The following is a 13195-nucleotide window of genomic DNA, read 5'->3' on the forward strand; positions in this document are numbered from 1 at the left end:
CAATCAGTTAAAGTCAAATGAGAAAAGCAGTTTAGCAAAAAAAACAATCTGTTGCACGCAGTGCAAAGGCGCATTTACAGGCGAAAAATTCGTCGGTAGGAAAAACATAAACCGCCCTTATTTGCATATTCGGGCGGTTTGTTGCGTAAAGTGCGGTGATTTTTCTATGGTTTTTGCGCCTCGCCGCCTAATACGCCTTGATTCCAATTTTGCGCATCTTGCGGACGTTTAATTTGCAATAAAAAACGCTGGTTGGCTTTGGCTTGCGGTTGCAACACCGTGCCTGATGGCGTGGAGAACGCGATGCCGCCTTTAAGTAATTGTTGCATTGATCCGGTGTTAATGGATAAGCCGCCGAAACCTAATTCCATTCCGTATCCGGCGGAAATCCAGAATTCGGAATTTTGTCGCACCAGATTTTGATGTTTGTCGGCGATTAAAATATTCACCAAGACGCGATCGCCCAATTTGTTCAATTCCAAACTGCGCACCGTGCCCACTTCGACACCACGATAAATAACCGGCGCACCGGCGGTGATATTGGTGGCGTCCGAGGTTTCCAAAATAAGTGGGAAACCGTTGCCGTATTTGGTGGCGGTCGGGACGGATTGCGCCAGTTTAAAGTCGGTTTTGGCTTTGCCGCCGCCGACTTCAATGTCGATATAAGGTTGCAACAAACTGTCGAGATTTTCGATGCCGCCGGCAGAAATTTGCGGCGAAATAATCTTAAACTTGCTGCCTTCTTTGGCGATAATCGGCATATAATTCGGATTAATTAACGCCGTTGCGCTGATTTTATTATCTTTCGACAAACCGACCTGTTCGATCTCGCCGACCGTTAATCCCATATAGCGCAAACTCATTCCTTTGGTTAGATTCGTCGCGTCTTCCGCGCTGAAACGAAGAATTTGACCGGCGGATTTCGCGCGCATTTCGTTCGGATAAAGGGTTTTGTTATTGCCCGAACCGCTGTTGTCAAAACTGATTGCGCCTTTTAAGGAACGCGCAATCGGCGTGGCTTGAATGCTAATACCTTTCGGTGTGATGTCGATTTGCGCCGCACTTTCCACCCAGAAAAGACTTTTTGCCGTCAATAATTCTTGATATTTCGGGTAAATAAACACATCCACCTCAAAATGATTGGCTTTCGGGCGAATATCAAGAATTTTCCCTACCTCATATTGTCGATAAAGCACTAACGAACCTTTGTCGATACTCGGTAAATTGGCGGTTGTGAGAGTAATGGTCGGCGACAGGCGATCCGTTGTAATGCCCGCTTGCGCATTGGTTAAATTGCTGTAAAGCGGGTAGGTGGCTTGTGCGGCGTCTTGTTTTTTACCCGCAATGACGCGAATACCGCCTTGCAGCCATTTTTCCGGTGTGGCGGCTTCCATTCGCAAACCGTCCACGCCTAAATTCACTTCGAAATTTGAAGCCGCGACGAAAAGGGTATCCGAATGAATTAAATGGCGATATTCCGCCGCCACTGCCGCTTCAAAAGTCACGTTATCCGTATTGATTTTTTGACTGACGATTTCGCCGATAGCGATATTATTGTAGAACAGTTTTTGTCCTTCAACGATGCCATAAGTTTCCGGCGCGGTTAAACGAAAGACTAAAGTGTTCGGCTGTTTTAGCAATAATTCGTTTTCTTTGATGACATTATAGCTTGCGCTGCTTTCGCCCGACCCCGGAATAACTTCGAAATATTCACCGCGCAATAGGGAACTAATATCGGTGAAATCCGCCAAGCTTGGCTTTTTATTGCGCAAAACGATATGCGAACCGGTTTTAAATAATGCGGTCATATTCGGATCGATCAGCAATTTGCCTTTTAACATTTCGTCGTTATTTTCCACCGCACTTAATTCGGACAACACGCCGATTTGGTTGTTTTGCGCATAAACCAAGGTTTGTCCCGTTTGTAATCCGCCGGTTTTCGGTAAGCTAATATCGATTTCCACGCCGCGTTTCGCCGCCTGCAAATTTGCATAAAGCGTATAGCGCGCGTTGTTTTCCGCCGCAGGACTGTCCGACGGTGAATCGAACGCTACCGCACCTTGCACCACGGCATTAAGACTATCCACACTGACATTTATGCCGGACAAACCGACATTGGCGTTAATGCCGCTGATGTTCCAGAAATGGCTGTCTTGTTTAACGAATTGGGTATAGGCTTTTTCGATCACCACATCGATTTCGATTTTCTTTTGATCTTTGGTAAAACGGTAATCGTAAATTTTACCCACCGGCATTTTTTTGAAATACACCGAGGCGCCGATAGAAATGGAACCGAGATCATCGGCAAGCAAATGAATAAGCAAATCGCCTTCGCCTACTTGAGCAATCGGGCCTTCCGATTCGGCGACGAATTCGTCTTCGCTGTCGCCGTCACCCGGTTGCAACGTGATATAGTTGCCCGAAACCAAGGCGTCAATGCCTGAAATTCCCGCTAGAGAAGCGCTCGGACGCACGAGCCAAAACTTCGTTTGCTCGCGTAAAACGCTACGCGCTTCCGGATAAATATTGGCGGTCACTTCCACTTTCTTTAAATCGTCGGTGAAATTCACCTTTTTCACCACACCGATTTGCAAGCCTTGATAGCGGATTTGGGTTTTCCCCGCTACTAAGCCGTCGCCGTTGTCAAAAGTGATTTTAATCCCGACCCCTTGTTCTTTTACGATTTGAAAAAACAAAATCGCACCGATACATAGCGCGATAAAGGGCAATAACCAAAAAGGCGAAATACGTTTATTCTTCCGAATCGTCGCGCGGACGTGTTCATCGGTTTTAGGCGTGATTTGATTGTTGTCTGTCATAAATTTTCCAAAGTAAACGGCTGTCGAACTGTGAAGTCGAAATCATTGTTAAAAAAACGGCGGCGCCGAAATAAAAGGCGGCGGGTCCGACGGAAAAATCGATAATTTGTCCGCGCGTCACCAACGACATCATCAACGCTAAAACGAATAAATCCAGCATTGACCAGCGCCCGACGAAATGCACGATATGTAATAATTTCATTTGGTGCTTGATGGAATGATGAAGTTTAAAATGCACGCAGATCAATAGATATAGCATAATCAAAATTTTGCTGATCGGGATGAAAATACTTGCCATAAACACCACAAAGGCGACGAAATAACTGCCCATATCCATAAAGGTGATCACACCCGACATTAATGTGTCGGCGGTGGGCGCGCCGTTAACGTAAACGATGGACATCGGCAATAAATTCGCCGGAATAATCATAATAATGCCGGCGATTAATGTCGCCCAAGTGCGTTGTAATTTCACCGAATCCGAGGTTTCCAACGCGGAATAACAACGCGGACAACGCGCTTCGCCGCGTTTCCCGATAAACGGTAGCGGAAAGGTGTATTGACATTCGGTACACAAATACGGCTTACCGATCGAAACGGCGTTTAACGGCTTGCGTAACGGATAAAAATCGTTCCACAAGGCGTTTAAATTCAATTTAATGAATAATAATGTGGTTAAAAGTGCGGTGAAAATAAATGCAATTAAATAAATATCGATATGCAACGAGGCGTATTCGCGCACTTTAAACATCGTTACACCGAGTGCGACCAAATAAACGTCGAACATTACCCAAGGTTTAATATAACCCAATGCCAACAAGACGTTGCGCGGTTTAACCCCGAGCAGCTGAGAAAATCGCAATAAAATCACTAAAATCGCAAAACTAATCGGCATAAAAACGGCACAGATAAAAATTAAAAATGCGGTGTAAGGATAACCTTGTGTCGCCATTTTCCACACGCCTTGCCACACCGAGGCATCAACGCGCGTGCCGAGCAGATCAATGCTCAACAACGGATAATTCAGGGCAAAAGGCATTAAAATCAGAATCGACCACGCGATCATCGAGCAGCGGTGTAGCCCCCAACGGCTGCCCGATAGCAAAACATTATGACAACGCGGGCATTGCGCTTGCTGATCGGGATTTAACGGATGCACGGAAACCACCGCCGCGCAATCCGAGCAGCAGGCGATACGGTATGTTGTCGAAGATAAATTTGTCGTTCGAGTCACTGGCGTTCCGTTTTATCGGTCAAAAAACTAAAATAAGCCCTGTATTTTATACCGAGCGACGGTTTTTTTAAATAAAGTCTTGCGAAATTTCGGATAAAAGCCGATGAAAGATGATCAAAGAATTGTCATTTTTAATTAATTTAAGATAAAATATTGTACGTTTTTCTATTTAAAAATAGCTGTATGCAGGAATGTAACAATGACAGAAGTCCAGACAGAAGTTCAAAAATTAACGAACAATAAAGAAATTATCGCGTACTTGGCGGAAAAATTTCCGCTTTGCTTTTCTTTGGAAGGTGAAGCGAAACCGTTGAAAATCGGTTTATTCCAAGATTTGGCAGAAGCTTTGGCAGATGACGAAAAAGTCAGTAAAACCCAATTACGTCAAGCATTAAGACAATATACCTCGAATTGGCGCTATTTACACGGCTGCAAAGTCGGTGCGCAGCGCGTAGATTTGGCGGGCAATCCTTGCGGCGCGTTGGAGCAGGAACACGCCGATCACGCGGCAAAACAATTAGCCGAAGCGAAAGCGAAAGTGGCGGAAAAAAGAGCGGCTGAAAAAGCGGCGAATCCGAACGCTAATAAAAAACGTCCGGCGCGTCCTGCTGCGGAAAATAAAACCGAAGGCAAGAAAAAAGCTTTTGCCGGTAAACAACAACGCAAACCTAAAGCGGATTTTGTCGCCGTCGATATGGAAAGCTTAGCGAAAGGCAGCAAAGTTAAAGTGAAAGTCGGCGATAAAGCGAAAAACGCCGTCGTATTGGAAAATACGAAAGACAGTGCGCGCGTCGAGTTGGATAACGGCTTGGTGATTACCGTAAGTGCCGACCGTTTATTCGCCTAATCGTATTTTGTGCCGCCCGTTGTTTATGCGGGCGACGATTATGCCATTCATTGCGTGGCGTATTTTTTAACCGGGAAAATTTCAATGAAATTTAATAAAACCAAAAGCTGTTTAGCGGCGTTGGCGCTAGGCGCTTTAGTTATTAATATGACGCCAGCCGTTGCGGTGGCGCCTAAATTAAAGGCGACCGATATTGTGATTCCGCAACCGACGGAAGAAAATATGTTGGCAACTAAACGTGCCGCGACGCGTTTAACGCAATCCCATTATCGTAAATTTCAGCTGGACGATGCGTTTTCCGAAAAGATTTTTGATCGTTATTTAAAAAGTTTGGATTTTAGCCGTAACACGTTCTTACAAGCGGATATCGACCGAATGAGAGCGGAATACGCCGATAAAATCGATAACGAATTAAATGAAGGCAAACTGACCATTGCGTTCAAAATGTACGAATTAATGATGCAGCGTCGTTACGAACGTTATAAATACGCCTTGTCGTTATTGGATAAAGAGCCGAATTTAAACACGGACGATCAAATCGAAATTGATCGCGAAAAAGCGGCTTGGGCGAAAAACGAAAGCGAAGCGGATAAATTATGGGAAGAACGCGTTAAAAACGATATTATCAATTTGAAATTGAAAGATAAAAAATGGCCGGAAATCAAAGCGAAATTAATTAAACGCTATGATTTGGCGATTCGTCGTTTAACTCAAACCAAAGCCGACGATATCGTTCAGGTATATTTAAACGCTTTTGCGCGTGAAATTGATCCGCATACCAGCTATTTAGCGCCACGCACGGCAAAAAGTTTTAACGAAAGTATGAATTTGTCTTTGGAAGGCATCGGTGCAACTTTGCAATCGGAAGACGACGAAACCTCCATTAAATCGCTCGTGCCGGGCGCACCGGCGGAACGCAGCAAAAAAATTAAAGCAGGCGATAAAATTATCGGTGTCGGTCAAGCGACCGGTGAAATTGAAGATGTCGTCGGTTGGCGCTTGGAAGACATCGTTGATAAGATCAAAGGCAAAAAAGGTACCAAAGTACGTTTGGAAATCGAATCGGCGAAAGGCGGAAAATCCCGTATTGTTACCCTTGTGCGCGATAAAGTGCGTTTGGAAGATCAAGCGGCGAAATTGACCGTAGAAAAAGTTGACGGCGAAAACATTGCCGTAATTAAAATTCCGGGGTTTTATTTGGGCTTAACCGAAGATGTAAAAAAATTGCTTGCGGAAATGCAAACGAAAAAAGCCAAAGCGTTGATTGTTGACTTGCGTGAAAACGGCGGCGGTGCTTTGACCGAAGCGGTGAGTTTAAGCGGATTATTTATTAGCGACGGTCCGATTGTACAAGTTCGCGACGCTTATCAGCGTATTCGTATTCACGAAGATCCGGATAATGCCCAAGTGTATGCCGGGCCGTTATTAGTGATGATTAACCGTTTTAGCGCTTCGGCGTCGGAAATTTTTGCCGCGGCAATGCAAGATTACGATCGTGCGATTATTATCGGACAAAATACCTTCGGTAAAGGTACGGTGCAACAAAGTCGTTCGTTGAATTTCGTGTATGATTTGGATCAAACGCCGTTGGGCTTGATTCAATATACCATTCAAAAATTCTATCGCATTAACGGCGGCAGTACGCAGTTAAAAGGCGTAGCGCCGGATATTACTTTCCCTGAAGTGATTGATGCGAAAGAATACGGCGAAGAAAAAGAAGGCAATGCCTTACCTTGGGATAAAGTTCCTGCAGCGTCTTATTCGGAAAGCAATAAAGCGCGTGCCGCCGTGAGCGAATTGAGCGAAAAACATATCGCTCGAATGGCGAAAGATCCGGAATTTATCGCCTTGAACGAAGATTTGAAAATTCGTGACGAACGTCGGGAGCGTAAATTCTTGTCACTCAATTTCGCAGTGCGCAAAGCGGAAAACGATAAAGACGATGCGAAACGCTTGAAAGACATTAACGCACGCTTTAAACGCGAAGGTAAACCGTTATTGAAAGATATCGATAATCTGCCGAAAGATTATGAAGCGCCTGATTTTTATTTAAAAGAAGCGCAGAAAATGGCGGCGGATTTAGTTAAATTCGAGTCGGCAAAACAACAAAATGTGTCGGCGGAAGCGAAAAAATAATTTATTTTTTACCGCACTTTTGTTTAAGTGCGGTCATTTTTTCTTAACTTTTAAGGAACTTGATAATGTTAAAAACGACTTCGTTTAAGCTCGCGAAAATTGCGGCTTTATTGACGTCTTGCGCTTATGTGGGAAACGGCGTTGCCGATAATGCAGTGCAAACGGCGGTTGAAGCGGGGCAGACCCAAATTACCCTAACCGACGAACAATTAATTGCGGAGCAAAAGGCGATTGAGGAACAGCTTGCGGCGGAACGCAAAGCCGAGGACGAACGTTTATTTGCCGAGCAACAACAAATTTCCGAACAGCGTTTGTCCGATGTAATCGGGCCGCAACAATTATTGTTTAAATCGGAAATCGCACGCATTTATTCGCAAAACGATTACGTGTTGCTTTGGGAAGATAAAGCGGCGGAAAAACAATTTTTACGCGAATATGCGGCGATCGTCGCTAGCGGAATTTCCAGAAAATCCGCCGAAGCATTGGAAAATATTGAAAAAGCCTCTGCAACCGGCGGGTTGGTTTATGATATTTTGTTGACCGACGCATTTTTAGACTATATGTATTATTCGAAAAATGCGATGAAATCGGCGCAAAAATGGCTTTACACGGTAAACGGCTATAAAGCGGAGTTGCCGCAAGAACAAGATATTCAGGCTTGGCTAAGTGCGGTCAAAAATAATGAAAATTCGGCGTTCGTTTCACGCTTGTCCGGACAAAATTCCTTGTATAAACAAACCGTGCGTTATTTGGAATCGGCGATTTCAGCGACAAAAAATCAGCAAGACGGCGCGAAATTGCATAAATTGGCGATTAATGCTCAACGCTTACGTTTGATTCCGAGCTTTGAGAACGGTATTTTTGTAAATATTCCGAGTTATCAGCTGAATTATTATCGCGACGGAAAATTGGTGTTAAATTCCAGAGTGATTGTCGGCAAACAAGAACGCAAAACGCCGGTGATGTACAGCAAATTAAGCAATGTGGTGGTAAATCCGCCTTGGAACCCGACAACACGTTTGATTAATGAAGATCTCGTGCCGAAAATTAAGCGCGATCCGAGCTATGTCGCGCGTCACGGTTATACAATTTTAGACGGAAACGGACGTTCGATTGATCCGTATTCGATTAATTGGAGCGCAATCGGCAGCAAATTCCCTTATCGCTTGCGTCAAGCGCCGGGCGACAGTGCATTGGGTAACTACAAATTCAATATGCCGAGTTCCGATGCGATTTATTTACACGATACGCCGAATCATACATTGTTCGGCAAAAAAGATCGCGCTTTGAGTTCCGGTTGTATTCGTGTGGAAAAATCCGATCAGTTAGCCACGATTTTGTTAAAAGAAAGCGGCTGGAGCGAGGAGCGAAAACAGCGTGTGTTAAAAAGTCGTCAAACCACTTCGGCGAACGTGCGTTCGGATAATCCGGTGTATTTATACTATGTCACGGCTTGGGTTGATCAAGGAAAAATCAATACCTTGCCGGATATTTACGGCTATGACAGTGCGTCGAATTTAACTTACGTTAACTGGAATACGGTCAAGAAATACTTAATGTAGTCATTTTTTCGGATAAGTTGAAAAAAATTTACATTTTTATGAACTTATCCGACCTGTTTCTGTCCAATGTAAAGAATTGTAAATTTAGAGTCAAAAACATTATGAATGAAATTAATCGAAATCGTCGTAAATGGCTATCTTTAGGTGGCATTATTTTAGGCGCCTCGCTATTACCTAATTCAGTGTTGGCAGCCGTTTCCACCCCGAAACCGCGTATTCTAAGTTTCAGAAATATCAATACTGGGGATAGGTTAAGTGCGGAATTTGCCGGCGGAGTAGGATTCTCTGCGGAAAATCTAAGAAAATTGGACTATTTATTGCGCGATAAACGCACGAATCAAGTACATCGTATGGATTCGAATTTGTTTTCCAAGTTTTATAAAATTCAGTCTCTGCTAGGTTTGCGCAATACGGAAATTCAGATTATTTGCGGATATCGCTCACCGGCAAGTAATGCCTCTATGCGTCGCAATAGCCGCGGCGTGGCGAGCAACAGCTATCATATGCGCGGACAAGCGATTGATTTTCGTATCGACGGTGTTTCTTTGGCAAGCGTAAGACAAGCCGCCGAAAATTTAAATAACGGCGGTGTCGGTTATTATCCGTACAGTAATTTCGTACATATTGATACCGGTCCGGTACGCACTTGGCGCGGCAGTTGATTGCCAATCAAAGATAAAATAATTCGAAATGGAACCGCACTTTTGTGCGGTTTTGTTTATCATTAACGCTTAATTGAATCAGTAAAAGGACATTAAATGAATATTGATATTATACCGGTTACGGCGTTTCAGCAAAATTGTTCGCTAATTTGGGATGATGAAAAAAATGCGGCGATCATTGATCCGGGTGGTGAAGCGGAAAAATTAATTCGTCGTATTGAAGAACTAGGATTGAATTTGCAACGTATTTTATTAACGCACGGGCATTTAGATCACGTCGGAGCCGCGCCGAAATTAAAAGCACATTTTAAGGCGGAAATTTGGGGCTCTAATTCGGCGGACGATTATTGGTTTCAAGGCTTGCCGCAGCAATCGGAAAAATTCGGTTTATTATTCGAAGCCTCGGCGTTTACGCCGGATCGCTGGTTGAATGAAGAAGGCGAAATGATTGCTATCGGCGATCTTCGCCTTGAAGTGTTGCAACTTCCCGGACATACGCCCGGTCACATCGGCTTTTTAGAACGAAGTAAAAAAGTGGCGTTTACCGGTGATGTGCTGTTTCAAAATAGTATCGGGCGCACGGATTTTCCGGGTGGTGATCATCAAACCTTGTTGCGCTCCATTCGCGAAAAGTTATATGTGTTGGATGATGAAACCATTATTGTTGCCGGACACGGCGCTTACACCACAATCGGTCGCGAAAAGCAACATAACCCGTTTTTATAAAAAAAGTGCGGAAATAAAACCGCACTTTTGTCAATATTTACCTTTATCGGCATAATCAACAGCCGCTATTTCAATACTAAAATCGGCTTATTGCCGTAGCGCGCGACTTTCACCGTGTTGCTGCTTAAGCCTTTGGAATTCGGTTGGCTGCTTGCCAACATTACGATAAGATCCACTGCTTTTTCTTCCGCAATACGATTGATTTCTTCATAAATCGTGCCGTGCGCAACGATATGTTGAACTTTCGAACCTTCGGGAAAGGCGCGTTGGGTGAAATCGTGCAAGGCTTTATTCGCTTCGACAATCACGGATTTATCGAAATTTTTCGGTAAAAACGCCGAAACGAAACTGTCGTCAATGGGTTCGATAATCGTCACGACGCGGTAAATGGCGTCAGGATTATGATTGGTCAGTTTTAATGCCGTATCCACGACATACTGCGCGCTGTCCAAATTGCTTAGGTCAATAGCGATAAGTAGTTTGTTATACATAAGTTATCCTTTTGGCAGAATATTCACCGCACTTTCGTTTAAAAGCGCGGTGCGTTTTTTTATAGTTTTTTTGCCCGACGACGTTGATTCCAGCCGAGTGCGAAAATCATCAGCAAGCCGGGAACGAACATCCATTCTTTCGGGATAGAAACTAACGGTAACGACACGTCTAAAACGGTTTGATCCCAGTTCAAGCCGGCTTTTGCCGCCGGAGAATCCACCTCGACCATATCGATGATCACTTTATTGGTTTGAACGCCGTTAAGTTCGATTTTCTCTTGCGTATCCAATAGTGTTAAGCCTAAAGCTTTTAAACGTTCTTCGCCGTCGGCGCCTTCCGGTACGCTAAGTTGCGAATAAAATTCGATTTCTTTACCGTAAGGATTAATGCCGGAAACTTTCAGGGTAATATTTTTTCCCGGTTCGGTTTTTTCCAATTCTTGCACCAAATACATCGGTTCGATATGGTGAGAAGTCGGTGAAACGTATTCCATAAAGAATCCCGGACGGAAAATCATAAAGGCGGCAAAAATTAAGGCAATGGTTTCCCACCACTTATTTTTGACGAAGAAATGATTCATTGTCGCCGCGGTAAACGCCAATATGGCGATCGTCGAGGCAACGGCGACAAGAATGCCTTTTGCCCAGCCGACATCAATTAGTAATAAATCAGTATTGAAGATAAACAAGAATGGCAAAATCGCGGTTCTTAAGCTATAAAAGAAGGCGACGATACCGGTTTTGATCGGATTTCCGCCAGACACCGCAGCGGCGGCGAAAGAAGCGAGACCCACCGGCGGTGTAACGTCCGCCATAATACCGAAATAGAATACAAATAAATGCACGGCGACAAGCGGTACGATTAAGCCGTTTTGTTTACCGACCTCCACAATCACCAACGCCATTAATGATGACACGACAATATAGTTTGCGGTAGTCGGTAATCCCATTCCGAGAATCAAACTGAAAATGGCGACAAGGATTAACATTAACACAATGTTACCCATCGAAAGCACTTCGATAATGCCGGAAAGTTGCACGCCGAAACCGGTTAATGAAACAACGCCGACGATAATGCCCGCAGTTGCCGTAGCGATACCGATACCGATCATATTTCTCGCGCCGGTTTCCAACCCGTCGATAAGCGCGTGAACGCCCTCGGTAAATTGCTGTTTGGTGACCGATTCTTTGCGGAAATAGCTTAATAACGGACGTTGTGTGATCAAAATCACGGCTAATGCGACGGTTCCCCAGAAGGCGGAAAGTCCCGGTGAAAGCATTTCCACCATCAAACACCAGATCAAGATCACCACCGGAATTAAGAAATGCAAACCGGCGTTGACGGTCGGTTTTGCCGAAGGCAATTTCACCACCGGTGCATTCGGATCATCCACTTCTAAATCCGGAAATTTTGCGACACGGCGAATCAGCAATAAATAAATTACGGCGAGAATCGCACAAACAATGGCGAAGGCGTGGTTCGGCGCGACGGTTTTAATCCAACCGAGGGAAATATGCACGACGGCGACCAAACCGATAATCACCAAAATCGAGGTCACGATTTTTAACAGGAATATCAATAACGGACTCGGCGGATCGGTGCGCGGCAAGCCTTGAAGATCGAGTTTCAACGCTTCCAAATGTACGATATAGACCAACGCGATATAAGAAATTAACGCCGGTAATGCCGCGTGGGTGATTAATTGGCTATACGGCATATTGATATATTCGATCATCAAGAATGCAGCAGCCCCCATCACCGGCGGCATAATTTGACCGTTGACCGACGATGCCACTTCAACGGCACCGGCTTTTTCCGCCGAAAAACCGACACGTTTCATCATCGGGATCGTAAAGGTTCCGGTCGTCACCACGTTAGCGATGGAGGAGCCGGAAATCAAACCGGTTAAGCCGGAAGAAACTACCGCGGCTTTCGCCGGACCGCCGCGTAAATGACCCAAATAAGCGAAAGCGGTTTTAATGAAATAGTTGCCCGCACCGGCTTTGTCTAATAAAGCGCCGAATAACACAAAGAGGAAAACGTATTTTGTCGAAACGCCCAGCGCTACGCCAAATACACCTTCGGTAGTCACCCATTGTTGGTTGATAATTTGTGAAAGAGATCCGGAACGGTGGCTGATAATCCAATTCGTCGGCAAATATTGACCGAAATAGTTATACAACAAAAATACGGAGGCGATAATGACCAAAGGCAAACCCAAACTGCGGCGGCAGGCTTCAAGCAATAATAATACGCCCAAGCAACCGGCAATAATATCCTGCATATTCGGTGCGCCGAAACGTGTCACCAAACCTTGGTAGAAAAAGATATAGTACGCGCCTAAAAATGCACCCAGAATAGCGAAAACCCAGTCGTGATAAGGCACGCGATGTTTCGGAGAGGTCGCAAATGCAGGAAAAGCGAGATAGGCTAAAAACAATGCGAACGCCAAATGAATGGAACGCGCTTTAGTGTCGTCAACCACCACATTTAACTCCCAGTCCCAGCTTCTTAATACTTCTTGCAGCCAAAACGGAAAAGGCGAGGTGTAGTAAAGTTGGAAAATCGACCAAAAAATGGCGGTCACAATAATTAATTTTTTGGTAAAACCGCTAGGATTACGTCCGCCCGAATCATTTGAGGCGACCATATCCTGTAAATCATCATAATCGAGCGGTTTGGATTTGTCGGACATAAGTTCTCCCGAAAAATAATAG

Annotated in this window: 9 protein-coding genes; 5 read left to right on the forward strand and 4 right to left on the reverse strand. The window is 44.6% G+C overall.

Features of this window, described 5'->3' with window-relative positions; all coding sequences use genetic code 11:
* Positions 1–164: 164 nt before the first annotated feature.
* Positions 165–2819 carry a PqiB family protein gene (locus tag CVP04_RS07060; protein ID WP_100296796.1) on the reverse strand — a complete coding sequence of 885 codons (2655 nt, stop codon included), beginning with the start codon at positions 2817–2819 and terminating at the stop codon, positions 165–167.
* On the reverse strand, positions 2791–4053 hold the full coding sequence (locus CVP04_RS07065; protein WP_100296797.1) for a paraquat-inducible protein A: 1263 nt from the start codon (positions 4051–4053) through the stop codon (positions 2791–2793). Before CVP04_RS07065 ends, CVP04_RS07060 begins: the two co-directional genes overlap by 29 nt.
* Positions 4054–4252: 199 nt before the next feature.
* Between CVP04_RS07065 and proQ the strand changes: the two genes are divergently transcribed.
* The 5 genes from proQ (at position 4253) to CVP04_RS07090 (ending at position 9986) form a co-directional block, all read left to right on the forward strand.
* Positions 4253–4900 carry an RNA chaperone ProQ gene (proQ, locus tag CVP04_RS07070; RefSeq protein WP_100296798.1) on the forward strand — a complete coding sequence of 216 codons (648 nt, stop codon included), beginning with the start codon at positions 4253–4255 and terminating at the stop codon, positions 4898–4900.
* An 84-nt stretch (positions 4901–4984) separates the two neighbouring features.
* A complete protein-coding gene (prc, locus tag CVP04_RS07075; RefSeq protein ID WP_100296855.1) occupies positions 4985–7036 on the forward strand; it encodes a carboxy terminal-processing peptidase in 2052 nt (683 codons plus the stop codon).
* Positions 7037–7101: 65 nt separating this feature from the next.
* Complete coding sequence (locus CVP04_RS07080) at positions 7102–8598, forward strand: L,D-transpeptidase family protein (protein ID WP_100296799.1); 1497 nt, start codon at positions 7102–7104, stop codon at positions 8596–8598.
* A gap of 101 nt (positions 8599–8699) precedes the next feature.
* Positions 8700–9260, forward strand: a complete 561-nt coding sequence (gene mepK, locus CVP04_RS07085) for a peptidoglycan L,D-endopeptidase MepK (protein WP_100296800.1) — start codon at positions 8700–8702, stop codon at positions 9258–9260.
* Positions 9261–9356: 96 nt separating this feature from the next.
* On the forward strand, positions 9357–9986 hold the full coding sequence (locus CVP04_RS07090; RefSeq protein ID WP_100296801.1) for an MBL fold metallo-hydrolase: 630 nt from the start codon (positions 9357–9359) through the stop codon (positions 9984–9986).
* A 65-nt stretch (positions 9987–10051) separates the two neighbouring features.
* Here CVP04_RS07090 and CVP04_RS07095 read toward each other — a convergent pair whose 3' ends face one another.
* Both CVP04_RS07095 and CVP04_RS07100 read right to left on the reverse strand, forming a co-directional pair.
* A complete protein-coding gene (locus CVP04_RS07095) occupies positions 10052–10477 on the reverse strand; it encodes a universal stress protein (protein WP_100296802.1) in 426 nt (141 codons plus the stop codon).
* Between the two features lie 59 nt (positions 10478–10536).
* Positions 10537–13173, reverse strand: a complete 2637-nt coding sequence (locus CVP04_RS07100) for a TRAP transporter permease (protein WP_100296803.1) — start codon at positions 13171–13173, stop codon at positions 10537–10539.
* Between the last annotated feature and the right edge of the window lie 22 nt (positions 13174–13195).

Origin of the sequence: Caviibacterium pharyngocola (assembly GCF_002795405.1) — a bacterium.
In the GTDB taxonomy this organism is placed as follows: domain Bacteria; phylum Pseudomonadota; class Gammaproteobacteria; order Enterobacterales; family Pasteurellaceae; genus Caviibacterium; species Caviibacterium pharyngocola.

Bases quoted from the DNA above. Each gene is read 5' to 3' on its own strand.
- CVP04_RS07060 (WP_100296796.1), bottom strand. From the start codon at position 2,819: ATGACAGACAACAATCAAATCACGCCTAAAACCGATGAACACGTCCGC.
- proQ (WP_100296798.1), top strand. From the start codon at position 4,253: ATGACAGAAGTCCAGACAGAAGTTCAAAAATTAACGAACAATAAAGAA.
- prc (WP_100296855.1), top strand. From the start codon at position 4,985: ATGAAATTTAATAAAACCAAAAGCTGTTTAGCGGCGTTGGCGCTAGGC.
- CVP04_RS07080 (WP_100296799.1), top strand. From the start codon at position 7,102: ATGTTAAAAACGACTTCGTTTAAGCTCGCGAAAATTGCGGCTTTATTG.
- mepK (WP_100296800.1), top strand. From the start codon at position 8,700: ATGAATGAAATTAATCGAAATCGTCGTAAATGGCTATCTTTAGGTGGC.
- CVP04_RS07090 (WP_100296801.1), top strand. From the start codon at position 9,357: ATGAATATTGATATTATACCGGTTACGGCGTTTCAGCAAAATTGTTCG.
- CVP04_RS07095 (WP_100296802.1), bottom strand. From the start codon at position 10,477: ATGTATAACAAACTACTTATCGCTATTGACCTAAGCAATTTGGACAGC.
- CVP04_RS07100 (WP_100296803.1), bottom strand. From the start codon at position 13,173: ATGTCCGACAAATCCAAACCGCTCGATTATGATGATTTACAGGATATG.